General features: G+C 50.4%; 28 protein-coding genes. 10 read left to right on the forward strand and 18 right to left on the reverse strand.

Going from position 1 to position 23,272, the window contains the following annotated elements; genetic code table 11:
- Window positions 1–51 precede the first annotated feature (51 nt).
- Window positions 52–1,272, reverse strand: a complete 1,221-nt coding sequence (locus OU421_RS07960; protein WP_268185551.1) for a tRNA(Ile)(2)-agmatinylcytidine synthase — start codon at window positions 1,270–1,272, stop codon at window positions 52–54.
- Between the two features lie 49 nt (window positions 1,273–1,321).
- Here OU421_RS07960 and OU421_RS07965 point away from each other — a divergent pair, with 49 nt between their 5' ends.
- The 3 genes from OU421_RS07965 (at window position 1,322) to OU421_RS07975 (ending at window position 4,861) form a co-directional block, all read left to right on the forward strand.
- The gene (locus tag OU421_RS07965) at window positions 1,322–2,233 is read left to right on the forward strand and encodes a transcriptional regulator (protein ID WP_268185553.1); all 912 of its coding nucleotides are present in this window, start codon (window positions 1,322–1,324) and stop codon (window positions 2,231–2,233) included.
- Between the two features lie 53 nt (window positions 2,234–2,286).
- Window positions 2,287–3,942 carry a thermosome subunit alpha gene (thsA, locus tag OU421_RS07970; RefSeq protein WP_268185554.1) on the forward strand — a complete coding sequence of 552 codons (1,656 nt, stop codon included), beginning with the start codon at window positions 2,287–2,289 and terminating at the stop codon, window positions 3,940–3,942.
- Between the two features lie 547 nt (window positions 3,943–4,489).
- A complete protein-coding gene (locus tag OU421_RS07975; RefSeq protein WP_268185556.1) occupies window positions 4,490–4,861 on the forward strand; it encodes a hypothetical protein in 372 nt (123 codons plus the stop codon).
- A gap of 2 nt (window positions 4,862–4,863) precedes the next feature.
- Here OU421_RS07975 and OU421_RS07980 read toward each other — a convergent pair whose 3' ends face one another.
- The 10 genes from OU421_RS07980 to OU421_RS08025 form a co-directional block, all read right to left on the reverse strand.
- Window positions 4,864–5,850, reverse strand: coding sequence for a PEGA domain-containing protein (locus OU421_RS07980; protein WP_268185558.1), 987 nt, complete (start codon window positions 5,848–5,850; stop codon window positions 4,864–4,866).
- A 332-nt stretch (window positions 5,851–6,182) separates the two neighbouring features.
- Window positions 6,183–7,556: a PEGA domain-containing protein gene (locus OU421_RS07985; protein WP_268185560.1), complete on the reverse strand. Its 1,374-nt coding sequence runs from the start codon at window positions 7,554–7,556 to the stop codon at window positions 6,183–6,185.
- 108 nt (window positions 7,557–7,664) lie between these two features.
- Window positions 7,665–7,910: a 4Fe-4S binding protein gene (locus OU421_RS07990; protein WP_268185561.1), complete on the reverse strand. Its 246-nt coding sequence runs from the start codon at window positions 7,908–7,910 to the stop codon at window positions 7,665–7,667.
- Complete coding sequence (locus OU421_RS07995) at window positions 7,907–8,434, reverse strand: 2-oxoacid:acceptor oxidoreductase family protein (protein ID WP_268185563.1); 528 nt, start codon at window positions 8,432–8,434, stop codon at window positions 7,907–7,909. Before OU421_RS07995 ends, OU421_RS07990 begins: the two co-directional genes overlap by 4 nt.
- Window positions 8,434–9,540, reverse strand: a complete 1,107-nt coding sequence (locus tag OU421_RS08000) for a transketolase C-terminal domain-containing protein (protein ID WP_268185565.1) — start codon at window positions 9,538–9,540, stop codon at window positions 8,434–8,436. Before OU421_RS08000 ends, OU421_RS07995 begins: the two co-directional genes overlap by 1 nt.
- Complete coding sequence (locus tag OU421_RS08005) at window positions 9,534–10,412, reverse strand: thiamine pyrophosphate-dependent enzyme (RefSeq protein WP_268185567.1); 879 nt, start codon at window positions 10,410–10,412, stop codon at window positions 9,534–9,536. Before OU421_RS08005 ends, OU421_RS08000 begins: the two co-directional genes overlap by 7 nt.
- An 88-nt stretch (window positions 10,413–10,500) precedes the next feature.
- Window positions 10,501–11,064, reverse strand: a complete 564-nt coding sequence (locus tag OU421_RS08010) for a DUF7504 family protein (RefSeq protein WP_268185569.1) — start codon at window positions 11,062–11,064, stop codon at window positions 10,501–10,503.
- Window positions 11,061–11,792 (reverse strand): PAS domain-containing protein, encoded by a 732-nt coding sequence (locus tag OU421_RS08015; protein WP_268185571.1) that lies wholly within the window; start codon window positions 11,790–11,792, stop codon window positions 11,061–11,063. Before OU421_RS08015 ends, OU421_RS08010 begins: the two co-directional genes overlap by 4 nt.
- On the reverse strand, window positions 11,789–12,397 hold the full coding sequence (locus OU421_RS08020; protein WP_268185572.1) for a chemotaxis protein CheC: 609 nt from the start codon (window positions 12,395–12,397) through the stop codon (window positions 11,789–11,791). Before OU421_RS08020 ends, OU421_RS08015 begins: the two co-directional genes overlap by 4 nt.
- A gap of 6 nt (window positions 12,398–12,403) precedes the next feature.
- Window positions 12,404–12,775: a response regulator gene (locus tag OU421_RS08025; RefSeq protein ID WP_268185573.1), complete on the reverse strand. Its 372-nt coding sequence runs from the start codon at window positions 12,773–12,775 to the stop codon at window positions 12,404–12,406.
- Between the two features lie 132 nt (window positions 12,776–12,907).
- Here OU421_RS08025 and OU421_RS08030 point away from each other — a divergent pair, with 132 nt between their 5' ends.
- Window positions 12,908–13,774: a hypothetical protein gene (locus tag OU421_RS08030; protein WP_268185574.1), complete on the forward strand. Its 867-nt coding sequence runs from the start codon at window positions 12,908–12,910 to the stop codon at window positions 13,772–13,774.
- Window positions 13,775–13,869: 95 nt separating this feature from the next.
- On the forward strand, window positions 13,870–14,562 hold the full coding sequence (locus OU421_RS08035; protein WP_268185576.1) for a hypothetical protein: 693 nt from the start codon (window positions 13,870–13,872) through the stop codon (window positions 14,560–14,562).
- Here OU421_RS08035 and truA read toward each other — a convergent pair.
- Window positions 14,559–15,347 carry a tRNA pseudouridine(38-40) synthase TruA gene (gene truA, locus OU421_RS08040; RefSeq protein ID WP_268185577.1) on the reverse strand — a complete coding sequence of 263 codons (789 nt, stop codon included), beginning with the start codon at window positions 15,345–15,347 and terminating at the stop codon, window positions 14,559–14,561. The genes OU421_RS08035 and truA overlap by 4 nt on opposite strands.
- A complete protein-coding gene (locus OU421_RS08045; protein ID WP_407659718.1) occupies window positions 15,344–16,030 on the reverse strand; it encodes a CehA/McbA family metallohydrolase in 687 nt (228 codons plus the stop codon). The genes truA and OU421_RS08045 overlap by 4 nt, the downstream gene beginning before the upstream one ends.
- Before the next feature lie 31 nt (window positions 16,031–16,061).
- On the opposite strand from OU421_RS08045, the gene OU421_RS08050 reads away from it, so the two are divergent.
- Entirely contained in the window at window positions 16,062–17,474 is a 1,413-nt protein-coding gene (locus OU421_RS08050; protein WP_268187886.1) for a DUF4346 domain-containing protein, read from the forward strand.
- A gap of 15 nt (window positions 17,475–17,489) precedes the next feature.
- Here the strand turns inward: OU421_RS08050 and OU421_RS08055 are convergent, their stop codons facing one another.
- On the reverse strand, window positions 17,490–17,954 hold the full coding sequence (locus OU421_RS08055) for a universal stress protein (RefSeq protein WP_268185578.1): 465 nt from the start codon (window positions 17,952–17,954) through the stop codon (window positions 17,490–17,492).
- Between the two features lie 122 nt (window positions 17,955–18,076).
- On the opposite strand from OU421_RS08055, the gene OU421_RS08060 reads away from it, so the two are divergent.
- The 3 genes from OU421_RS08060 to OU421_RS08070 are packed head-to-tail and all read left to right on the forward strand — an operon-like array spanning window position 18,077 to window position 19,134.
- Entirely contained in the window at window positions 18,077–18,448 is a 372-nt protein-coding gene (locus OU421_RS08060) for a Mov34/MPN/PAD-1 family protein (protein ID WP_268185579.1), read from the forward strand.
- On the forward strand, window positions 18,445–18,897 hold the full coding sequence (locus OU421_RS08065; RefSeq protein WP_268185581.1) for an FAD synthase: 453 nt from the start codon (window positions 18,445–18,447) through the stop codon (window positions 18,895–18,897). The genes OU421_RS08060 and OU421_RS08065 overlap by 4 nt, the downstream gene beginning before the upstream one ends.
- A gap of 15 nt (window positions 18,898–18,912) precedes the next feature.
- Window positions 18,913–19,134, forward strand: a complete 222-nt coding sequence (locus OU421_RS08070; protein ID WP_268185582.1) for a hypothetical protein — start codon at window positions 18,913–18,915, stop codon at window positions 19,132–19,134.
- A 182-nt stretch (window positions 19,135–19,316) separates the two neighbouring features.
- Here the strand turns inward: OU421_RS08070 and OU421_RS08075 are convergent, their stop codons facing one another.
- From OU421_RS08075 to OU421_RS08085, 3 genes are all read right to left on the reverse strand, one after another.
- The gene (locus tag OU421_RS08075) at window positions 19,317–20,030 is read right to left on the reverse strand and encodes a small multi-drug export protein (RefSeq protein WP_268185583.1); all 714 of its coding nucleotides are present in this window, start codon (window positions 20,028–20,030) and stop codon (window positions 19,317–19,319) included.
- Between the two features lie 14 nt (window positions 20,031–20,044).
- Window positions 20,045–20,716 carry a M48 family metallopeptidase gene (locus OU421_RS08080; protein WP_268185585.1) on the reverse strand — a complete coding sequence of 224 codons (672 nt, stop codon included), beginning with the start codon at window positions 20,714–20,716 and terminating at the stop codon, window positions 20,045–20,047.
- A 492-nt stretch (window positions 20,717–21,208) separates the two neighbouring features.
- Complete coding sequence (locus OU421_RS08085) at window positions 21,209–21,712, reverse strand: hypothetical protein (RefSeq protein ID WP_268185587.1); 504 nt, start codon at window positions 21,710–21,712, stop codon at window positions 21,209–21,211.
- Window positions 21,713–22,093: 381 nt separating this feature from the next.
- Here OU421_RS08085 and OU421_RS08090 point away from each other — a divergent pair, with 381 nt between their 5' ends.
- Entirely contained in the window at window positions 22,094–22,366 is a 273-nt protein-coding gene (locus OU421_RS08090; protein ID WP_268185589.1) for a hypothetical protein, read from the forward strand.
- A gap of 65 nt (window positions 22,367–22,431) precedes the next feature.
- Here OU421_RS08090 and OU421_RS08095 read toward each other — a convergent pair whose 3' ends face one another.
- Complete coding sequence (locus tag OU421_RS08095; RefSeq protein ID WP_268185590.1) at window positions 22,432–23,238, reverse strand: transglutaminase domain-containing protein; 807 nt, start codon at window positions 23,236–23,238, stop codon at window positions 22,432–22,434.
- Window positions 23,239–23,272: the final 34 nt, after the last annotated feature.

Here is a 23,272-nt window from a genome sequence, read left to right on the forward strand (position 1 = left end):
GGTACCATTGGGAAATCGGGGAATCAGATCCTCGAAAAAATGGATGAATGGTTATTCTGTAGGTGTCCCGCGGCAGAGCGGTTTTACCAGATGACGGCGTGCAGATGGCGGGACTTCATACCATCCGGGTGATACCGTCCGCGATTCATGGATTATCTCCGGTTCTTCTGCCCGTGTTTTGCAGCGACGACATTTCCATCCTTTATTTACCCCGTCGCTCTTCATTCTCTTCCCACAGGAAGGGCAGAGGGGTGGGCGCTGCCGGACAATCTCCGGACAGGTGATAATCCGGATCTTCTCCAGGTTGATGCTCCCGTTTTTATAACTGCCGCAGATGGTGATCCCGTCACCCGGCGCAAGGCCGCGGATGACATCCCGGAATCCTTTGGTGGGTTCATACGCCATGCACCGGACTTCCTCTGACATGTCCCGGAGATGAAACGAGACATGCCCGCCGCGTCCTGTCTCCGGTATATCTGCAACGACTCCCCTGAGGCGGTATGAACATCCTTCAGCAAGAGAGCCAATTTCCCCCTCCAGCAGGTGAGCATCTGTTCCCTGGTTGGTGTGGTAGATGACTTCCATCACCGGTTTCTGGGACCGTACATATTCCCGTGCTTTTATCACCCATTCCGGAGATTCTCCCCGTATACCGAAGATGACCGGATCGGGTGTATGGGGGAAACAGACAATGCAGTCGTTTTCGATGTCCACGGTGTCCCAGGTATGGGGGAAGGTCTCCTTTTCTGCGCGAAAGAGGCTCTCTCTCTCAACCATGCGTTCCCCCTTGTCCTCAGGATTACGGTATGCCAGGAGTTCCCAGGTCATATCTTCCTGTTTGGCTGCAACTGCGGCAGTCGCCCCGATGATGCCCCTCCCGTTCTTCCATTTTCTGGTGCGTGCCCCTGCCGCATGACAGACAGCTTCGGCCTCGTTTATGGTGCAGAACCCGGTGACCGCCTGTCGGTAAAACGAAACGGGGAATGGATTTTCAGCCACTACAAGGCCGGGATTTGTTTTTTCCTCGTCAAATTCAGCCAGCTCTTCGATGCAGGCCGATGCAATCCTGAATGCCTGTTCTGCGTCCCCCTCTGCATCAATACAGATGGCTGCATTTCCTCGTGTTTTATATATCACATTTGGGTTCAGGCGGATGAGGCTCTGGCCGGTTACCTGTATTCCTGCCTTTGTGAGCCGGTGAATGAGCACAGCTCCAAGATAGGTAGTGCACATTCCTGCCGGTGAATCTGTATCGTCAATACCAATGCGCATAAATGCCACTCTTTATATGGAGTTCGCTGCTATAACAGTTTATAGCCAGATGTCATCCGAACGGTTGCTCCAGACAGTCACCAGTATTCTGATTATGGCAGGATATGCCGTATCTGAACGATGCGGAATGCGTCCACGGAGTTTTGACCTGATTGCCCGGCGGGCTGATGAACTTCTTGTCATCAAGGGAGTGGTGCACATTGACAGTATGAGCGAGGAGATTGCTCATGAACTAGCTGCAATAGCACATTTTCTTAAGGGAAAGCCGCTGGTTGTCGGTGAGAAGGCACGTGATGCCGAACTCGAGCGCGGTGCCGTATATATACGGTACGGTATTGTATCTACCAGTGCCATGACGCTCTATGACTTCTTTGTCGAAGAAGTGCCCCCGCTTGTCTATGCACAGCCGGGCGGGCTGTATGTGAATATCAATGGAGGTCTTCTCCGGACATTGCGGGAAGAGCAGGGAATGTCACTGGGTGATCTTGCATCTGCTCTCGGTGTTTCCCGGCGAACTATATCAAAGTACGAGAGCGGGATGGGTACGACCCTTGATATTGCATTCCGGATGGAAGAGATATTTGATATGGCACTCGTTGAGGCGATTGATCCGCTCTCACACCCGAATCCGTTTGCAGAAGGTATACCGGATCACTCTGAGGAACTCCCTCCTGACTTCAGCCGGATTGGGGTGGAGTATTTTAGTACCCGCAATGCGCCCTTTGAGGGGCTTGCGTTCTATGGCGATGAGACCATTCTCACCGGATATGGTCCTGCGCAGAAAGTGATGAGGCGGGCGGCCCTTATCGCCAATCTCTCAAATATTACAAATTCACGTGCGGTTTGCGTGATAAAAGGCTACAATAAACAAAAGAGGATTGGTATTGCTCTGATTATTGGAGAGGCCGAACTTGAGTCTCTTGAATCCGGATCTGACCTCATAGATCTGATTGATGATTAGAAATATTTATATAGAACCACAAACCTATTTTTGTATCGCATTTGGTGATAACTATGGCAGCAAATCTTGGAGGCCAGCCGATTTTCATTCTGAAAGAAGGCAGCCAGAGAACCCGTGGCCGCGATGCACAGAGCTCTAACATCGCAGCCGCAAAGGCCGTTGCAGGCGCAGTCCGCACCACACTCGGTCCGAAAGGCATGGACAAAATGCTCGTTGATACTATCGGTGATGTCGTCATCACAAACGATGGTGTGACCATCCTCAAAGAGATGGACATTGAGCACCCGGCAGCAAAGATGATGGTCGAAGTCGCAAAGACCCAGGACGATGAGGTCGGCGACGGAACGACAACCGCTGTTGTCGTCGCAGGTGAACTCCTGAAGCGCTCAGAGGATCTCCTCGAGCAGGATGTCCACCCAACCGTCATTGCACACGGATACCGCCTCGCAGCAGACAAGGCACAGGAACTGATCAAAGACATTGCAATCGAAGTGAAGGCTGACGATATTGAGATGCTCACCAAGATTGCTGACACCGCAATGACCGGCAAGGGTGCAGAAGCCGCAAAGGAAAAACTCTGTGACCTCGTCGTCCGTGCAGTTACCATGGTCGCTGACGAAGACAATTCGGTTGACACCGACTTCATCAAGATCGAGAAGAAGGTCGGCGGCACTATCGATGACTCCGAGATCATCGAAGGTGTTGTGATCGACAAAGAGCGTGTCCACCCCGGCATGCCAAAGGTTGTCGAGAACGCAAAGATTCTGCTCCTCAACGCTCCGGTCGAGTACAAGAAGACCGAAGTTGACGCAGAGATCTCCATCACCAGCCCTGACCAGCTCCAGATGTTCCTTGACGAAGAAGAGAAGATGATCAAGGCAATCGTCGACAAGGTCATCAATTCCGGTGCAAACGTCCTCGTCTGCCAGAAGGGTATTGACGACATCGCACAGCACTACCTTGCAAAGGCAGGTATCCTTGCAATTCGCCGTGTCAAGAAGTCTGACCTGACCAAGCTCTCCCGTGCAACCGGCGCATCCGTCGTCTCTTCCATCGATGCAATCGAAGAGTCTGAACTCGGTAATGCAGGTCGTGTTGAAGAGAAGAAGGTCTCCGGCGAAGAGATGATCTTCGTGACCGAGTGCGTTAACCCGAAGGCAGTAACCCTCATTGTCCGCGGTGGCACAGAACACGTTGTCGATGAACTTGACCGTGCACTCGAAGACGCACTCCGTGTGGTCTCTGTTGCCGTGGAAGACAAGAAGTTCGTCGCTGGCGGCGGTGCACCTGAAGTTGAACTCTCCCTGCGTCTCCGTGAGTACGCAGCAACCGTCGGCGGCCGTGCACAGCTTGCAATTGAAGCATTTGCAGCAGCACTTGAGATCATCCCCCGCACCCTCGCAGAGAATGCAGGTCTTGACCCCATCGACATGCTTGTTGAGCTCCGCTCAGAGCACGAGGCAGGACGGAAGACCGCAGGTCTTGATGTCTTTGAGGCAAAGCCTACTGACATGCTGGTTGCAGGTGTCATTGAGCCGATGCGGGTAAAGACCCAGGCAATTGCATCCGCAGCCGAGGCTGCTGTGATGATCCTGCGTATCGACGATGTCATTGCATCATCCGGCGCTGGCGCCGGCCCTTCACCTGAAGAGATGGCTGCCATGGGTGGCATGGGCGGAATGGGCGGAATGCCGCCTGGCATGATGTAATCACCACCCATCTAAATTCATATTTTTATTATTTTTCCTGACAGGGGAATGTGGCGGGAGACTGTGCAGGTTTTTATTCACAGCCTATCTGTCGGAATTGGCAGAATGATCTGATCCAATATTGGTGCAATGCAAATTACTAGATCCGGATGGGATTTGAATCTGCAGTCAGGTACCGCCGGTTTGATTATCTCAAACAGAGCAATGAATAGTGCATGTTTTACTTCCTGTCAGCGATGGTGACCCGGGAAATTTGGGTATTCTCATCTCTCGTTCTTCCTGCAAAGAAGCTGTAGTGTCCCGCCTCCCTTCCGGTGAATATATCATCCTGACCATTTGAAAATCCGTTGACTTTCCCCTATGGAAGCCTGCAGTCATTGTGCTGTTTATGGCCGCTGTCAATGGTCTAGCTATGTTGCGGGTATTGCAGATATGCGATATGAGGGTCTGCGAATCTTTTAGCTGATAAAATATAAACCCAAATTATTTTGCGGGTGGTTTCTTCTCACCAAAAAGCTATTTATACCGTGCCTGTGTAGTTTTCCGCATGACAGAAGATTTCATCGGTATGCGGTACCCGACTACCTGCTACAACTGCGGCAAAATGGCCGATCAGGAGATCGCCGCCTCTTCTTCACGGGCAGAGGTTGTCTGTTCAAACTGTGGAGCAACACGGATATTCGTGCCACGATTTGAAGACCCGGCAGAACCCGGTGAATTCACTCCTGTTGAGTGTTATGATGTCTGGGATTTGCTGACCGACGCTACCTGTAAAAACTGTCATGTCACTGGTCCGCACCGTTTGATCATTGGGTGCCGAAACTTCTCAACCCACTGTGAGAACTGTGAGTATACCCATTTTTTCCGGTTTGATGTGGAGTATATTCCGGAACGCGACGGCCCGTCAGATATCAGATAATTCTATTCTTTCTTTCTGCGGCACCTGCGGGTAACGAAAAGCATGACCGCAACGAGTGAAATACTTACAGGTACGAGGGATCCGGATGCGAATTCGGGTTCGGGTAACGGTTCCATTGTTATATTGAATTTTTGCGGATTATCCGGTAAGAGCACAAATGATTTCATATAGTCATGGTATCCCGCCTGTGTCATTTTTACCTGATGTATGCTCGGGGTCAGGCCGGTTATGGTAATGGGGGTGACACCCTTACTCACCGAATCAATGTATACCATTGCACCTGCAGGCGATGACGTTATAGAGAGTGAACATGGCCCTTTTGGTGGCTCTGTTATGGATATGAGTGGGTATGTTTCCGATATTTTGGTATTTTCCGTGACATTGACTGTTGTGGTGAAGTCTCTGAACCCGTCCATAGTTATTTCAACAGTATGCGAACCTGTTGTAATGCCGCCCACCATTATCGGGGTTGTGCCATAATCCAATCCGTCCAGGAATATTTTTGCACCCTCCGGGTCTGAATTCAGGGAGATTGATCCGAATGCATGAGTCTTCTCCATCCGGACATATACTTCACTGGTTTCACCGGCGGTGACAATTGTCGTCCCTTCCCATGTTTCATAACTGGGACGTACAAGTTTTATTATATACAAACCGGGTGCCAAATCAGGAATTGTATGTGGGGTTATTCCGGATTCTTCCTCGTCAATATAGATATCTGCTCCCCGGGGGTTTGATTCAATAAAAATACTTCCATTTATGGCCTCCCAGGGTACCATGGTAATAAAGACGGATTCATGACCCAGATCGTCTTCTGATTCAGGGAGGAATGCTATTGCAGAGCTGTATCCGTCCTTGTGAAGAATAACACGTTTGTATGTCGGGTCATCATCATCGTCATCGTCATCATCATCATTGTCATCGTCATCGTCATTGTCATCGATATTGATCACACGCACGGTCAATTTTCCCTGTGCAAGGTCCCCCATGTAATCACCATCAAAATATACTGCAGCTGTGTCTACATTTGAATAGATACTGTAGAAGCATACGGTATCTGCTTCTACGATTTCTACAGGGATTATGCAACACTGGCATATCAGCATGAAAATGAACAACAGACCGGCGCGGGATGATGGCATATGAGATCAATGCACGTAATATTACGCTATCTATTTAGATGTTTGCCATCCCGTACGGTCAGAATGGTATTATTTTTTGAAAATGTTGTTTTTTGGGTGTATGGTATATTGGTTTCTGGTGTGGTAAAAAGGAAAACTGTTATGGTTCCCACATGAACCCCGTCCGGTATGTGGGGGAATTATCTGGATTTATCCCGTCTGAATATGCAGGAAAGAACAATGCTGCAGATAGCAAAGGAGATAATGATTGCAGGAATACCTGTGGGTGACTGTTCGGGTGCAGGATCAAGGTTCACGTCAATGGATGCCGTTTCCCCGGCGGACAAGTCGACAGATGATCGATGTTCAAGGTATCCTGTGAGGGTGACTCTCACTTCATGCACACCGGGGGGGATGTTCGGTACAGTGACTGGTGTGGCACCTGCCAGAACATTATCCAGATATACCTGTGCACCGGAAGGTGCAGATGTCACTCTCAGTGAGGCTACAGCAACATCCGGGCTCAGCGGGGTGAGGGAGAATGATACCGGTGTTGCCGCGCCTGCATTAACAACGACGGACGTTACTGCATCATTATAACCGGTCAACGTGGCCTTCACAGAATAGCTTCCGGGTGCAAGACCACTGACGATGAGAGGTGTTTCAGGTTTCGTATCCCCATAATAAACCCCGTTCACAAAGACTGAGGCATAGGCGGGGTTTGATGTCACCTGAACAGAACCTGTGGAAGGATATGAGATCTTCTTTAAACTCTTTGATACGGTTGTCACCTGATCCGTGTAAATTCTTACACGCATCACAGAATCCTCATATCCCGCCTTTGTCAGTTCAAGGTCATGCAGACCCGGCACGAGTCCGCTGATGGTTTTCGGGGTGATACCATAATAGATACTATCCAGGTAGATGGCAGCTCCGGAGGGATTTGATCTCACCGTGAGCGTTCCCTGATCCTGCTTTGGGGTGAGCACCGCCATTACTGTAATAATCTGGCCCGCAGTGACTCCCACTGTTTGCGACCATGGTTCATATCCGGAATGGGTTATCTGAACCAGATGGTTTCCGGGGGTGAGACCGGGGACTGTCTGTGGGGTAATGCCATAGTAGACATTGTTTACATATACTGCTGCACCGGAGGGTGAAGAAGAGACGGAGAGCGTTCCGGATACAGGTTTTAATGGGTTTAGGGTAAGGTATACTGAGGTGTGCTCCCCTTCCGGCGGGACTGGGGGCAGGGTTCGCTGTGTAGGATTATAGCCTGTCTTCACGGCGGATACAACAGAATATGGTGTTCCTGTGGTATGGACGGGAACACTCAGGATCCCCCCTGTAGTTACTCCCTGGTATTCTCCGTCAAAGGAGATGGCAGCACCATCGACATTGGTATAGATATCATAATATGAGGTGCCCTCTCCCGGCAGATGGGTCGGTACCGGGAGGATGGTTGCCTCCGGTTCACCCGGAAGCACAACAGCTTCATCTGCGAGGGCCGGCCCTGTCATCCAGACGGTGGCACAGGCAATACAGAGGAGGAGAAGAATGAGACGACATTTCATGGTGATCAACCGCTAATGCCGCACTACACTATAAAAAATATTCGTCGTATCCGGGCAACCGATTGCAATGGAAAAGATTGAAAAGATAAAAATGAAGAAAAGGATGATTTACTTTTCTTCCCGTTCCATTGATATCGCTTTTTTAGGGCATTCTTCAGCACAGATGCCACAGCCTTTGCAATAGTCCAAATCAATTATGAGGTCTACACTTATCGCTGCATCCGGGCAGTAGAGGCGGCAGAGACCACATTCATTGCATTTTTCCCGGTCCACAACAGGTCGGAAAGTCCGCCATGAACCGCTTTTTCCCGCTGCACCTTCGCGAGGCCGGGAGATCGCCAGTTTTGCACTCATATCTTCAGCTCCTCATAGGCACGCAGTGCCGCTTCAACATTTCGAACGTCTTTGAATGTCTCTGCAATGACTTTTTTTGCAGATTCCTTTGATACCAGACCAAGTTTTGCGATAGCGCCAATAAGTGGCGTATTGAGGATGGGGTTTCCGGCAAGTACCAGATCCAGTGAGAGGGAAATACCGGTGAGGTCAACCGGGTATGTCCGGTGCCCTTCCACGTCCGGCTCCGTCTGGCTGTTTATCAACACTTCGCCGTCCGCCTTTAATCCATTCAGGACATCCACCAGTTGCATGATCGATTCATCAAGAACAATGACAAGATCCGGGTTTCTGATCTGGGAATAGACCCGGATGGGTTCGTCATCAATGCGGATGAAAGAGACCACAGGAGCACCCCGACGCTCGGCACCGTAAAGCGGTGTCGCAGTCGCATGTTTTCCATCCAGGAATGCTGCGTACGCAATCAGTTTTGCTGCAGTTACGCCGCCCTGTCCACCGCGTGAGTGAAGACGTATCTCATACATCAGTCATCCACCCCGAACCAGTGTTCTTTCCCGGGACATCGTATCCGGACAAATTCGGCAATATCATCATAGGTTACTTCCTGTCCACCAAGACCTGCGATCACGCTGAACGGTTTGCAGCCGCACTTTGCCTGCAGTTCGTTTGCAACCACACCGCCAAATCCAAACGAGTAGTCACGGTCTATGACGACCACCTCTTTTCCATCAAGGTCGGGGACAATGAACGGACGGAACCACCGCATGCGGATTGCGCCTGCGGCAACTCCTTCGTCGCGGAGAATGTCGACTGCGACTTCCATCTCTTTACCGAGTGTGCCCATTGCGATGATGACCACATCTGCATCCTCACAGCGGTATTCCTCGTAGAGGTGGTATTCGCGCCCGAAGCGGCGTGCAAAATCCGCCTCCGTCTCAACAATTACCGGAACGGATGCCTGCATTCCACGCTCGATATCGTGGCGGAACTTGAAGTGGGTATTTCCGGGTGTCAGTGTGCCGTATCCGCCGGGGTTATTGATGTCAATTGCATGAGGGGTTGCAGTTGGCGGTATGAAGTCCCCCGGTTCAACAGTTTCAAAGGTCTGGGTGATATGTGTCAGGAGGAACCCGTCAAGGTTGATCATAACCGGAAGGAGGACATCTGTGTGCTCTGCAATCCGGAATGCCATCACGGTGGCATCATATGCTTCCTGTACGGTTGAAACGTAGACCTGCAGCCAGCCGGTATCGCGCATCGATATTGAGTCTGAATGCTCTGCACCGATGTTCCAGCCTGGGCCGAGTGCACGGTTTGCATTTGCCATCACGATCGGGAGCCTCGCACCTGCGGACATATGCAGCATCTCGCACATGTAGACAAGCCCATGTGAACTGGTGGCGGTAAATGTCCGCACACCGGTAGCTGCAGCACCAATACAGGCTGCCATGGATGAGTGTTCGGATTCTACCGGGATGTAGCGGGCGTCAAGTGATCCGTCCGTTACAAAGTTTGCGATTTCTTCTACGATCTCCGTCTGCGGAGTAATGGGATAGGCTGCAACAACGACAGGTTTTGCATCCCTGACCGCCATTGCCACCGCTTTGTTGCCTGTTCCGAATGTCAGCATATGCCATCCACCTCCCGCTGGAGACGGGCAATAGTATCTTCAACGGTCTTTTGGACCTCTGCTGTTTCCGCAGCAGTTATCTTCCTGAAACGGCCCTGCACCGAAAGATAATCCTCTACCGGAATACGCTTCTTCATCGCCGCCTTTGAAGCACCGGTGATAGAGAGTTTTCCGTTCTCGCGTTCATAGAGCACCCAGAGGCCTGACTTCACCGCAAGCTTTCCCATCTCAATGGTCTTCTCCGATGGGAAGCGCCATCCGGGAGGACAGGGTGCGAGAACATGCATGAACTTCGGTCCCGGAATAGAGAGTGCCTTTTCCACCTTATTGTAGAGATCCTGCGGATAGGCGGCGCAGGCAGTTGCCTGGTACACCGGATTGTGCGCCGCAACAATCGCATCCAGATCCTTTTTTTGATCTTTCTTACCGCCGGGAGTGGTCGTTGTCATCGCACCCAGCGGGGTGGCACCCGACCGCTGCATGCCGGTATTTGAGTATGCCTCATTGTCGTAGCAGATATAGAGGAAGTCTGTCCCGCGTTCAAGTGCACCGGAAAGTGCCTGAATGCCGATGTCAATCGTTCCGCCGTCACCGGCGTAGCAGATCACATTTGTCTTGCGTCCCTCTGCACGGAATGCCTCACTCATTCCTGATGCAACAGCGGCAGCAGAAGCAAATGCGACATTATAGACAGGTATATTCATTGCGGTTGTAGGGTAGACTCCCTGTATCACGCTGGTACAGCATGCCGGGATTACAAGCACCGTATCCGCTCCTGCAGCTTTTGTCACATAGCGCAGAATGAGGGATGACGGGCACCCAGCACACGCAGATGTGGTTTTGAGTAAAAACTCTTCATCAGGTATGGCCATGGTATCCAGTCTCTCTTAAAATATTTCTCATGAATAATAATGAAGTATTGGTTTGACACTGGCAATAAGCAGGATGCCCTCCTTGTATTCAGTCAGTGGCAGGAGATGTAAAATCGATCACTTCATCTGTGAAGGTGGAGAGATGTGACATTAAAACCGGGTTGAGCCCATTTTCTACGGCAACAAAGAATACTGGCATACCAAGAATTGCCAGTTTGCTTGTCATGAAATGAACAAACTTTGAGATGTCTTCTGATGACAGGTAGATAAGCATCGTACTGATACTGTCCAGAATAACACAGGTATCAGTGCCTGCAAATTCTTTCAGCATCTCGCTGATTGCAACGCTGAGATTTGTGAGGTTGCGGGGATTGCTGATGAATACTGCACGGTCTATGTCCTCTGGCAGTGTGCCAAGGGCATATTTTGAAACTGCATCGATGAATATTATTGTATTGAGATCAATTTCATTTTTTATATACGTCCGTTTCAGGATTGGTGACGGCTGATTGAAGGTGATCATGATTGTCTGATATCCCAGACGCTGAATCTCTTTCACAAGACGGATATTATTCTCTTTCAGCGAGGATGCCGATGACAGGACCAGAAACGAGTCCCCTTCTCCCAGTTTGTCTGCCGTAATCCTGTTCATTCGTGAATCATATTCCTGTATGCCGTGGGGATTTCTTTTTTCCCGGCAATGATTGCCTCGCTGAGTTCCCGGAGGTTTTCAACGACAGTACTTGCCACCTGTATCTGCAGTTTCAGGATTGTCTTCATCTCCTCTGTATCGCAGTTACCCCCGTTCGTTTGATTCAGGATTTCCCTGAGGTTCTCTTCAATCAGGGATACTGGCGTCTTTAACCGTACTGTGGCCTCCGATACATATGCGAGAAGGTCTTCGTTTGCCACACGAAGATTATACTCTGCTTTTTCTCTCTTCTCCAGTTCACATAGTGCAGTATTCTTCATCTCACGGCATGCCTGAATTTCATCTGTCAGGCTGGTCACATCCTCACAAACAAACATTGCATAATGCCCTGATGGCTGTTCAATCGGCAGAACCGTTGTATGTTGTCTGCGCATTGCACCTCCGGGCAGCGGCGCATCGAAGATGTAGGTATGAATCTGTGATGAGAGGATGACGGGGGTGTTGCTGCCGGTGAAGATGTTCTCAAGACGGTGCTTCAACCTGTCCTGTTTTAGTGCGGAAAAATAGTTTCTGAGGTCATTCCCGGTGAGTTCATTCTTTCTTCTTCCCGTCCACTGTTCCATGCAGGAATTCCAGAAATGGACGGTGTAGTCACTGTCGATAATACATACACCAACCGGGAGATATTCCAGCATGGTAAAGACAATGTCACCGGAACTTTTCATCATAATGAACCGTCCCATGTTTCTGCGATTTTTGAGAGAATCTTTTCGAGAGATGAGAACTCTAAAAGCATCATGATGTAACCGTTCACATCGATTTCACTAACTAAAAAACGGGTTTTCACGATAATGATCATTTGTTTGCTGATTGAAGTGTGTCTGAAAAGATCCGGGACGGTATCTTCCTCATATCGGGGTGGTGTATAGCTGATATGTTCATGAAGAATATTACCGATGGAACCCATCACGCCGTTGATGCAGATATTGCCCACCTCTTTCAGTGTCTCCCTCATCATCACGTCCAGTTCTGGTTTTTCGAACTCTTCTCCTGTGATGGCATATATGAGGGCGGCAGCCCCCGGTGTGTCAAAGACAAGTGCGGTTGACCCTGCGATGTATCCGTTAAAATCGATCATCACCGCAGATGCGGTTGCCCCACCAAATGATCCTGCATGGTGGCCGAGGTTCTCTCTGTTGATCAGTTCGACCACCGGCACTTCCAGGATCACCCGTGCCAGGGTCAGTTCATTTAGTATACCTGCTGCTCTGCCGATGCCGATGTTGATAAGCTCTCTAAGGGTATCCATATCGGATTCAGAAATCTCTTCCATCAGATGTCAACCCTTTTTGCCCAGAATTTCCTGAATGACCGCCTTTGCCTTGTCGTGGTCAACCGGCTTGTTCAGGAATGCCCGCGCACCCAGTTCCATACATTCATTGCGTGTTATGTCCTGGATATCTGCCGTGATAACAACGATAGGAATGTCAGATAACTGGTCTTTTGCATCAGAGAGGACCGCAAAACCATCATATTCCGGCATCAGGAGATCGAGGAAGATCAAATCCGGGTTATATTTTTTGGCCATTTCGAGACATTCATGGCCATTTTCAGCTTCTAATGGATTATGTCCGTTTTTTTTCACAATCGATGTCAGAATACGCCTCTGAAAAAGAGAATCATCACATACAAGAATTGTACCCATCTTCATCCTGTCCCTAACTATCTGTCAGATAGGTTTATAATTGAATTAAATAAGCGTGCGGATCTGTCCCTTACGATACCAAGAGACTCAATATTAAATATCTTTAATTCCTCGATATTGATTAGGTGTTTTGCGACAATGAGCGTTGAATCTGACGAAAAAACGATGTCTGTTCCCTCTGGGAAAGATGTTCCCGGAAAAGCCGATGCTTCAGTCGTGCTAAACCAGTTGCGGGGAAATATAATCCCCGATAATACAAACTCAGAATCTCCTGCAATGGGAAAAAACACTGAAGATATTCTGCCACCCGCCGATATGAACGTCCGTGATGAAATCCCTCCTGATACAGATGAAATTCGACGTAAACTGGAGGATGAAGCGGCAGATATAAAAATACGCGAACAGCTTGCAAACGCAAAGGTATGGGAAGAGAAGCAGAAAGCCATTGAACAGGAGCGTGTTCGTCAGAGAAAGGAAATTGAACGGGAAATTGAGGCTGAATCGCGGAAACAGTCTGCCAGCAGATGGAAACGAAACGCAGGAATTGGTGCTGCAATTATCATTGTCATCATTGCCGCAGCTCTGCTCACGTTTTCCGTGCAGCCAGATCTCCCGGCGACCGGGGACTCTTTTCCGTATGTAAGCTCTTATAATATGCGGATTCCGCAGGCTGAATCAGTCGATTTTGCCGGCATTCCGGTGACGGTGTCAGGAACAGGCGATAAGGTCATAGTTAGTATCAGTGGTGGTCTGGGAACCGAGATCGGTGTGGGAGAAAAGATCACACTCTCGTCACCCAAACGGATGGTAATCCGAATATTTGGTATTACCCTCTTTGAAAGTGATTACCAAATTGTTGCCACATTCCGTGGGTATGTCCCGCAGACCAATCAGAATGATTTTGCTGTTGCTGTGATGACTACCCGACCGGTTCCGGAATGGGCGGTAAACGTAATTATGCCTGATGGGGTTGATGTTACGCCGATCAGTGTTGATACGTTTTAATATCCGGAATTTCCATTCTGGCTTTTTCAGGAATGAATAAATACTGTGTGGGTGCAGTGTTTCATATACCAGACATAATGGGGTGAAATTCGAATATGGATGAAGAAAAGAAGGACAATACGTCATCGCCGGCTGATACCCCGCGGGAAAACGTATCCCCGGAAGAAGTGGTGCAGAAAGAGCCCACTCCCTCAGCCCCCGAAACACCAATGATCACTGAAGAAGAGAAGCAGAAGATCATCGAGGAAGAACGCAGGCGGGTAGAGAATGAAGAGAAGATGAAGAAGGAGGCGGTAAAAGCCTATAAAAAAGAGCACAAAAAAGGATTTGGTCTGTTTAAGGGCCTGATTCTCCTCGTAGTTATCATAGGTGTGGTAGTTGTCGCAGGATATCTGACATTTGATGCCTTTGGAAACCAGAATGCGTGGGGGAACAGTTACCCGTATGTAGCCACCTATGATGTGCTCCTGCCGGACAGTTCTGAAGTATTTTTTGGAAATGTGCCGGTTCTTGCCGTCAGTTCAGGCAACGACGTGACACTGAAAATTGGTAACGAACGCCAGATCCTCTCCATTGGTACTCCTGTAGAGTTTCAGCCTGCACACATGACCGTGAAAATGTATGGTCTCACTCTGCGCGAGAGTGATTATCACCTGACAATCACCTATCGTGGTCTGGTGGATAACCGTCTGGATTTCCTGGTCTCTGCACGCACCTCTGATTCCCCGATGTCCTCATGGATGCGGGAACTCGTTGTGCCTTCTCAGGCAACGGTGCGTCCGGTCTAATCCAGAAGCATATCCACTTTTTTCATTGTTTCAAAATAACGTCTGCGTTCTCTTACCGCGTCTTTTCTTCTCCCGCTGACCGCAAGTGGGGTGAATGTTATGCCGCAGTCGATATCCCAGAGGATCAGTCCTTCCGCCGGTGCCGGTGTAAGGTGGCGCATACGGGGTGTTGCGTTGAGCAGTGCTGTCAGATAGTCTGTGTCTATTTCATTTCTGCCTATGGCAACGAGGGCGGTAACAATACAACGCACCATATTCCAGAGAAATCCGGGTGCCGTTATTTCATATACGTAAAAGCCGTTTTCAATGTGGATCTGTGAGGACAGAATGGTCTTTTCAGGATTTTTCCCTTTTAGGCGGGAGAAATGGGTGAAATTATGGGTGCCTAAAAGGAGGGATGCTGCCTCCTGCATGCAGGCAAGGTCGGTGGTACCGTCATCATAGAGATAATACCGGTACGTACGTGTTTTTGCATGATACCGCGGGTGGAATGTTTCATCCGTTTCTGCCCACCCGGTACACCAGCAATCCTCCGGCAGAATCCGGTTCAGGCGTCCTATTGCACGCTCTGGGAGGGAGGTTGTGAAGGCACAGATTTGTCTGCGTGCATGGACGCCGCGATCGGTTCTGCCGGAGAACGCGAACCCGGCTTTGCGCCAGTCGTCAAAGAGGCCAAGGTCCTGGCAGTCACGAATGAAGGTCCCTTCAACGGTTCGGCTGCTGGCCTGCATCTGCGAACCATGAAAATCGGTTCCGATATATGCAACCTGAAATGCCAGTCTCATCGATGAATCCGCCGGGAAATTCTGCGTTTTGCACCCCGCATGGACTGACGGGTGTAGGTGCGAAGGGGTGTCATCCGTCCATGAATACTGCACCGTCCGTCACGAATGGCCTCAAGGATGGCAGGGACCTCCGGCGGCGCATCAATGAGGGTAACTCCATAGCCGACGTACCGTGCATTGTGTGCGTCGCTCCCGGCCACACAGGGTTTTCCGGATTGTGCAGCCTTTCGGGCGGCTTTCCTGTTTGCTGCACCGGTGATATAGCGGCTGTTGAACGACTCGACTGCGTCCACCATCGCGATGGCCGTCTTTACTTTGAGGGCGGCACCGTGACGCCATTTATGATATGGATGGGGGATGATGCAGAGTGCACCTGCTGCATGTGCCCGTTTTACGCTCTCGGCAAAATCGAGGTCTGCCGGTATCTTCTCTGTGATACCCAGAGCAATGAGATGGCCATCTGCGGTGGATATCTCTATTCCCGGGATGACGAGCACGGGCGTTTCGCATTTAATGGCATATAATGCGCCCTCTGTGGTGTCATGATCGGTGATGGCGATGGCGTCAAGCCCCCGTTCTTCCGCCCGTTTCAGGCATGCCTCCACACTGCTTTCCCCGTCACGGGAGTAATTGGTATGTACATGCAGGTCACACTTCAGCATCAGATCAGTACCTTTATTCATTCATGGATAATTAAAGTGAAGCGTGAAACGTATGCGGATACTGCTTCCGACAGGGACAATTGCTGAGAAGATTGTGCGAAGAGCAGCTGCCGGGTTTGACGCTGATGTTGTTGTCACCGGTAAAATCGCCTCTTTTTTAACACCGGACCAGCTGTGCGCGATAGCAAAGGACGGTTTCTACGATGTTGTTATAACTTCAGGGATGTGCACCGCATCCTTTGCCTCAGCAGAAGAGGAGTTGGGGATTCCGGTCTATCGTGGTCCCCGGCACGCAGCAGATATCGGGATGATGCTGCGCCTCTTAGGGGAAGTGGAGTTCTCCCGCACGGTGCCCGCCGATGAGTTTCTTGCCGGTATCCGTGAAGAAGAGGCGCGAAACCGCCTGATCCAGATGGAGGAGGGTGCGTCCTGTGCCTTTACACTACGGGGGTGCCGTATTGGCGGGGATTCGCGTATGAAGGTTCTTGCAGAGATCATGGACGCCCATCGTCAGCCTGACATCCGTGGCACAGCAGAGCGGTATCTCGCAGCCGGTGCGGATATTATTGACATTGGCTTTGGATTTGATGCGGTCCCCGATGATGTGCGGCGGGTCTTTGCCGTATTGCGGGATCTTCCTGTCCCGCTTGCCGTCGATACGCAGGACCCGGCACTCATAGAGGCTTCCCTCCCGTATGTTGATCTAATCCTCTCGCTGCAGGAGGAAAATATTCCGTATATCGGCGCTGCGGCGGCAGCAGCCGGCGCGGCAGCGGTGATAGTTCCCGGTGATGCCTCTCTTGGTGAGAATCTCCGAGCGGCAGAGGCGGCTGGCATCACCCGTATTATCGCAGATCCTCTTCTGCAACCGGCAGGGAGCGGGCTTGTCTCCTCCCTTGGAGGCTTTGAGGACAGGGGGTATCCGCGTTTTTTTGGCGCGGGAAATGTTACCGAACTCATCGATACCGACTCTGTGGGAGTAAATGCCCTCTTAGCTGCAATGGCACATGAGTGTCATGCTGCCATACTCTTTACGAGCGAACACTCGGATAAGACACAGGGGAGCGTGCGGGAGATGCGGCGTGCTGCGGAGATGATGGCACTCATGGGAGACCGGCCGTATGCGAAGGATCTTGGCCTCTCGCTCTTCTGCATCAAGGAGAAACGTCGCCGGCATGAACCGTCAATACCACGGGAAATAACCCGTGACGTGTCGCCTGTACCTGATGAACTGGTCTTTGATCCCCGTGGGAACCTGAGAATTGGTATTGAGGACGGGTGGATTATCGCAGAACACAAAGGCATTGCCTTCCGGGGGAAAAAGTGGGATGAGATATTCCATGCCCTCCTCGCAGATGACAGGGTCTCCCTTTTGGACCATGCTGCCTACCTGGGAAAAGAGCTCTATAAGGCGGAACTGGCCCTCCGTTTCGGACGAAGTTTTGAACAGGATGGGGATTTTTAATCCTCTTTCCTGTTTTTACTTCTCATCATGCGTATGGACTACAAGAGTTGCGATGGGACTTTGCGTAACGACTGAAGTGCTCACGCTGCCCAGAAGGAACCGCTTTGTCATGCCCTTCCCTGCCGATCCCAGGATGATGAGATCTGCCCCTATCTCTTTTGCGGTCTCCAGGATTTCGTCCCGCGGGTCTCCGATAACCATGTGGGGGATAATTTCTATTTCAGCAGCGGCGGCAATTTCTTTTGCCTCCTCAAGCATCTCTTCTGCCTCCCGTTCAAGCATCTGGAGCCAGTGTTCTGAACGGGGTTCGACGACACCTATCTGGGGGTCAACGATGGTGGATGCATAATAGCGGGGATTTACCACATAGATGGTATGCACTTTCGCATCCCAGAGGGGTGCATTGGCGACCGCTGTCCTGAGCGCTTCGCGGCTGAATTCTGAACCGTCATATGCGACGAGCAATGTTTTAAAAACCATTTTTCCTTCTCCACTCTCTTTGATTATCACTATTCTTTCTTTATATTGAAGGTATCTGTCCACTCAACCGCCGTCTCTAGTGATACCATTATCTGAAGGCTATACCTACATATATGAGATAAATGGAGATTCGCGGCATCAGAAGAGAGTGTCTGGATACCCTTCGGGCAGTTGGAAACAGCCAGCATCCCCGGGAATTCGTGGCAGTTCTGCGGGAAACAAACGGGGTCATTGAAGAATTTGATCTGGCACCAGGAACCGTTGTCACCGAACGGAGTGCCGGATTTTCTCCTGAGATGATGCCTTTGGATGTCCATACGGCAGGGAGTGCCCATTCCCATCCGAGTGGTGCGCTGAGGCCGTCTGATGCGGATATGCGGTTCTTCGGAAGAATGGGTCAGTATCATCTTATTTTCGGGCCGCCATACGGGGAAGAGGACTGGCGGGCATTTCGCCGTGACGGGACACCGGTATTCCTTGAGGTGATCGAGTGAAACGGGTGGTTGCAACCGGTACCTTTGATCTACTTCACCCGGGACATATCTACTATCTGGAGAAGTCGCGTGCACTGGGTGATGAACTGTATGTCATTGTCGCCCGTGATGTAAATGTGGTGCACAAACCGGCACCGGTTGTGCCCGAAGGGCAGCGGCTTTGCATGATCCGGTCCCTTGCAGTCGTAGATGAGGCACGACTGGGGGATACGGAGGATATGTTCCGGCCGATTGAGGAGATTAACCCGGACGTCATCACTCTTGGGTTTAACCAGCACTTTTCAGAGGATTCTCTTAGGACAGCCCTCCGGGAACGGGGTATTGATGCGGAGGTTGTCCGTGTCGGTGCCTGTAAAGGTCCCGGGTTTACCGGTTCACGCCAGATAATGAAACGCATTCTTGAGACCCGATGTCCCGGCTGGAGTGGAGAAACAGATAATACGGACTGAGGAGGAGATGAATATATGGCTGATACGGAAAAGAGCGAAAAAGCAGAAAACACCGAAAAGATTGAATACGAAACAGTGACCTGCCACGCTTGTGATGGCCTCGGTTGCACCTACTGCAATAAGACCGGATCTGTTGAAGTGAGAAAACCGGCGAAACTCTGTCCAAAATGTGGGGGGGATTGCTGTATCTATTGTGGGTATACCGGGTGGGAGCATCCCCGCGGTAAGTATGAGTGATTGTTGAGAACGTTTCACCTTCGTCTCAGCGGCTATAACCTCTCGGATGAGAAGATTTGTCCTGCTGCGTTTGACAGATGGTTATGCAGGAGGGAAATGACGAAGGGAGAATGTTCATCTCCGTTTTTTTTGGATTTCTGATGACACACGGTTCATCTGATATCTGCGTATGCGGGCCTCCTCTATTGTGAATTTTTTTCTTCGGGTACCGCTCTTCCGTTCCTCAGTCTGCGTTTTCCCCAGATATATACCGCGACAATTGCGACAATAAGAATCCCTGCCCCCGCAATTCCGGAGATGATACCGGACTCGACGAGGGAGATGATGAAGTCAGCAGAGAGCGCAATTGCTGATGCCGAAAGGAGTGATCCCACGCCGACACTCACGAGGATCTTCAGGTAATCCATCCCGAGCATGCGCCCGATGAGGGACGCGGCAACTCCTCCCGACCCTTCAAAGGGGATCATCACAAAGAATGCAAGACCAACCGTTGAGATGTGTTCGATCACCGGGTAGCGGTCAAACTGCTCACGACCGGTTGACATAAACCGTTCCGCCCAGCTTCCGAACCAGGGTATTCTGAGGGCAAGGGGGAAGTTCCAGATGATGAAGAGTGCCCCCATCAGGTCAAAGAGCATGATGGAGATGGCTGCAAGCCACCACGGCAGACCGCCAATCACCATCAGGGGGATGACAGTCTCTTTTCCGGCGGGGGGGAACAGATATGCAAGTCCCAACGCCCCGAATGTCCAGAATTGCGCTTTGGGGAGGGCAAGGTAGAGGATTGCGAGATACACGGCGAGCACTGCAAAGGGAAAAATAGCATAAAAGATGTGCCACCGGTGAAGGGTTGGATTCCGGCGCATCTCGCCGCACCACTGTAAAGCCCGCTTCATCTTTATCCTCCTGATTATTTCTGTATGGTGTTCCACCAGTGATTGCGTTCTATTGCGACCCAGTACCGGCGCAGGTCTGTCTCTGCGTTTTTATATTCCGGATACTGTGTGGCAACCAGAGACCAGAATGCAGGGGAGTGGTTCAGAACGTTCAGATGTGCAAGTTCATGCACCACTACGTAATCCATTAGATGTGCTGGCAGGGCATATAATTTGAGGTTAAAATTGAGGTTTCCTGCAGAGGAACAGCTCCCCCAGCGGGTCTTCTGCATCCGGATGGCACAGCGGCCGGGCGAGACTCCCATCTCATCTGCACGGATGGCAACGGTTTCGGTGATTAATGACCGGAAATCATTCGTCAGATGCTGCCTGAGGGCAGGAGGGTTTGGGGCCGTGATCACGGTATCGCAATGGTCGGTCTCGCAGTGACTCCCTTCACGGACTGAATATCCGGTGCCGAGGAGAAGCATCCGGTCTGATGCCACTGTAATGCACCCTGCCGCCAACTGGTCCATTTCCGCCTGGCGTGCGCGAATCCAGTCTCTCTTTTCTTCAATGAAGCGTGCCGTGTTAAACCCCTTTGGTGCGGTTATCCGGACGGTCCCGTCGGGCATCACCCGCATCCGGGCGTTGCGAACAGGTTTTCGGGTAATGATCACCCGGTATTCATCGGTAGCATCATTCACGAGAGTAGATAGTTCGCCCGCAGTGTAATCAAAGGTAATGGTTTACGAATGAGGATAATAAATGATATTTGGCCTTGTAGAAATCCTTTGCCTGCAGTATTGGCATTTTGCTTTTTTTTGCTGTTTTATTGGTTATTCTCGTCTCTCACTTTGCAAAAATGGAATGATTTCGCGCTTTTAGGGAAAATACCGCCTTCTGGTTACGCATCGTATACATAGCCCCCTAAACGGGCCCGCACCTCGGAAAAACGCATCCCCACAGATGGTCGGAGGGAGCCGTTCTCACTATGAACCAGGCCATGTATCCTTCCAAAAATGCAGACAACAGCACCCGCATAATACTCTGCAATAATTCGGTAATATTTAAAATAACGTACAAAATTGCCGTATTTTGGATGCCACTGATACTGATTGAAATGGCGTCCGTTTCACCCGTATTTTCGCAAAAACAGGGAGGTTAGTATCCCTGTTTCGGGCATCAATCAGCTCAGTTCAGCTCAGTTCAGGCTTCCCGTCGGCCCAGGCCTCAACCGCTGCACGGATGGCATCATCCGTATAGGATGAGATCCGTACTTTGTCGCGGGAGAGGGTGACGTAGTATGTCTCGCTGTTCGCGTCATGGCACTTCAGCTTGCAGGAGAACGTGTCCTTTGCGGTGTTGCGGGACTGCGTTCCGCCGATTGCATTCGCAAGGTCGTTGTCGGCCATCACATGACCGGCAGCGGCTCCGAATGCTGTGACGGACTCCACCTGGACGGAGACGTCGCCGACGGTATCGGCCTCGAGGTTTTCGTAGATGATTTTTGCGTCATACCGTTCCTGGGAACGGACGACGGGGTCGATTGGTACACCCTTCTCGGTGTATGAAGTACAGCCGAAGGGGTTGGTGTCGATGATGTCCTGCACGAGGGCATCGAAGGTGGTGATATCAGCGATGGGGACAGTAAGGTCCCGCACCGCACTCTTGGTGTTGGTGGTCTGGATAAAGTCAGCCATTGTTGGCACTTCCTGCCAGCCGGTTCCCGGGGTTCGACTGACATATTAAACTATTACTTTGAGTAATATTAACATGACTTAACATTGGATGTTCTGTTACAAATTTTCGGCAGTATGACAGAAAAATGAGACACATCCGGGTGGGAAATGGGCGGAGGCGCACCGGCAAAACCGTCTGTTTCTCGTACGGCATCTGGCGCCGCAAAATGGACGAATATTTATTAATCGGATGGTTGCATCCATTCACGGACATGGAGGCGATGAGCATCTGAAAAAATATGGTGGGGGCATACACAGTTGCCTCACCCTGCTCCGGATGGTACCTGTAATCTGGCCATATATTACTATAGGTAATATTTATCCTCGTTGGCGGTAGAGTATATGCAGAGAAAAATATGGAGAAGGGATGAGAAAGTGATGGATGACCTGAACGCCAAAATCATCGAGACGCACCGTGATGTAAAGTGGATCTGCCGGACACTGAAAGAGATGAAGGAGACAGATGCAGACTTCGAGGCCCGCATCCGGGACCTGGAAGGGTGGCGGGCTGAGAAGGCCGGGGCAGAGATGCGGACCGGGGGTATTGTCGCGGGGTTGAGTGGGGTGGCAGGAGCCTTTGTGGCGTGGGTGGTGCAGTGGTTAGGGGTGGGGTGACCTCGCAGTCTTGCCAGCATACTCAAAATGGATGCCGTCGCCACTGCCATATTACCTGCAGATCATTACAGGATTGATTTCAAATGCTGAATTCGCATCATCCGCACTTCCATTGATTTTTCAATAGATGGATAATGACATGTTATCTCTTCATGTGTACCTGCTATGTAGACATAGGTCACATCCTTCTCCCAAGGAATATTCCAACGTTCAACGCTCGTGAACCAAGCACCATACGGCACAGTCTGACCCTGCATATACTCACCGTACATAGTTGGATCAAAAACCCATAAATCTCCGTTTTCGCGGGTAATTTCAACCCAAGCATGGTTATTTCCACCATAAAAATTTGCTGCAACCACGTGAGAAGGTGTGCCGGTTCTGTTTGCAATCTCTGAAAAGAGTGTTGCAAGCTCACCACATGCCCCAGTCTTATAATATGCAATCCATTGGGGGTTGTTTGCATAGGAACTCGGTGGATATACACGTAATCTACCAGAAGGATCGTAGACATATCTGTTCATACCCGGCCCAAAGTTTGAATAGTCATACTCGGAATTCCCCCGGATATTCGTTTCCCAATTGATATTTGTAAAATTTGATGTGACCCAGAGAGCAATGCGCTCTAATCGTTCCTGTTCACTCTCATTGGAAGGGAGAGATGAGATGAAATTTCCGATTTCTTCCTCCCCATGGGAGTAAATTTCTGTCTCATACAGTATATCGAAATATTCGTTGATATGTTCTGAAGAAATCTGGGATTGAGTGATCATTCCATATAGGGAACCAATGAAAAATACTGCCAAAATCATTACCACTGCTCCCCAATAGGAGAGAATTGAATCTTTACTGTAATCCTTGTTTCCAGACATAAATCCTCAAAATAGTCACCAAATATTACGGATA

The sequence above is a fragment of the Methanogenium organophilum genome, from assembly GCF_026684035.1.
GTDB lineage: Archaea > Halobacteriota > Methanomicrobia > Methanomicrobiales > Methanomicrobiaceae > Methanogenium > Methanogenium organophilum.

Bases quoted from the DNA above. Each gene is read 5' to 3' on its own strand.
- OU421_RS08000 (WP_268185565.1), bottom strand. From the start codon at position 9,540: ATGCTGACATTCGGAACAGGCAACAAAGCGGTGGCAATGGCGGTCAGG.
- OU421_RS07980 (WP_268185558.1), bottom strand. From the start codon at position 5,850: ATGGGGGACCTTGCACAGGGAAAATTGACCGTGCGTGTGATCAATATC.
- OU421_RS08090 (WP_268185589.1), top strand. From the start codon at position 22,094: ATGCAGAGAAAAATATGGAGAAGGGATGAGAAAGTGATGGATGACCTG.
- OU421_RS07965 (WP_268185553.1), top strand. From the start codon at position 1,322: ATGTCATCCGAACGGTTGCTCCAGACAGTCACCAGTATTCTGATTATG.
- OU421_RS08010 (WP_268185569.1), bottom strand. From the start codon at position 11,064: ATGAACAGGATTACGGCAGACAAACTGGGAGAAGGGGACTCGTTTCTG.
- OU421_RS08015 (WP_268185571.1), bottom strand. From the start codon at position 11,792: ATGATGAAAAGTTCCGGTGACATTGTCTTTACCATGCTGGAATATCTC.
- OU421_RS07975 (WP_268185556.1), top strand. From the start codon at position 4,490: ATGACAGAAGATTTCATCGGTATGCGGTACCCGACTACCTGCTACAAC.
- OU421_RS08075 (WP_268185583.1), bottom strand. From the start codon at position 20,030: ATGAAGCGGGCTTTACAGTGGTGCGGCGAGATGCGCCGGAATCCAACC.
- OU421_RS08085 (WP_268185587.1), bottom strand. From the start codon at position 21,712: ATGGCTGACTTTATCCAGACCACCAACACCAAGAGTGCGGTGCGGGAC.
- OU421_RS08030 (WP_268185574.1), top strand. From the start codon at position 12,908: ATGAGCGTTGAATCTGACGAAAAAACGATGTCTGTTCCCTCTGGGAAA.
- thsA (WP_268185554.1), top strand. From the start codon at position 2,287: ATGGCAGCAAATCTTGGAGGCCAGCCGATTTTCATTCTGAAAGAAGGC.
- OU421_RS08070 (WP_268185582.1), top strand. From the start codon at position 18,913: ATGGCTGATACGGAAAAGAGCGAAAAAGCAGAAAACACCGAAAAGATT.
- OU421_RS08055 (WP_268185578.1), bottom strand. From the start codon at position 17,954: ATGGTTTTTAAAACATTGCTCGTCGCATATGACGGTTCAGAATTCAGC.
- OU421_RS07985 (WP_268185560.1), bottom strand. From the start codon at position 7,556: ATGAAATGTCGTCTCATTCTTCTCCTCCTCTGTATTGCCTGTGCCACC.
- OU421_RS07960 (WP_268185551.1), bottom strand. From the start codon at position 1,272: ATGCGCATTGGTATTGACGATACAGATTCACCGGCAGGAATGTGCACT.
- OU421_RS08060 (WP_268185579.1), top strand. From the start codon at position 18,077: ATGGAGATTCGCGGCATCAGAAGAGAGTGTCTGGATACCCTTCGGGCA.
- OU421_RS08025 (WP_268185573.1), bottom strand. From the start codon at position 12,775: ATGAAGATGGGTACAATTCTTGTATGTGATGATTCTCTTTTTCAGAGG.
- OU421_RS08035 (WP_268185576.1), top strand. From the start codon at position 13,870: ATGGATGAAGAAAAGAAGGACAATACGTCATCGCCGGCTGATACCCCG.
- OU421_RS08045 (WP_407659718.1), bottom strand. From the start codon at position 16,030: ATGAATAAAGGTACTGATCTGATGCTGAAGTGTGACCTGCATGTACAT.
- OU421_RS08050 (WP_268187886.1), top strand. From the start codon at position 16,062: ATGCGGATACTGCTTCCGACAGGGACAATTGCTGAGAAGATTGTGCGA.
- OU421_RS07990 (WP_268185561.1), bottom strand. From the start codon at position 7,910: ATGAGTGCAAAACTGGCGATCTCCCGGCCTCGCGAAGGTGCAGCGGGA.
- OU421_RS07995 (WP_268185563.1), bottom strand. From the start codon at position 8,434: ATGTATGAGATACGTCTTCACTCACGCGGTGGACAGGGCGGCGTAACT.
- OU421_RS08020 (WP_268185572.1), bottom strand. From the start codon at position 12,397: ATGGAAGAGATTTCTGAATCCGATATGGATACCCTTAGAGAGCTTATC.
- OU421_RS08005 (WP_268185567.1), bottom strand. From the start codon at position 10,412: ATGGCCATACCTGATGAAGAGTTTTTACTCAAAACCACATCTGCGTGT.
- truA (WP_268185577.1), bottom strand. From the start codon at position 15,347: ATGAGACTGGCATTTCAGGTTGCATATATCGGAACCGATTTTCATGGT.
- OU421_RS08095 (WP_268185590.1), bottom strand. From the start codon at position 23,238: ATGTCTGGAAACAAGGATTACAGTAAAGATTCAATTCTCTCCTATTGG.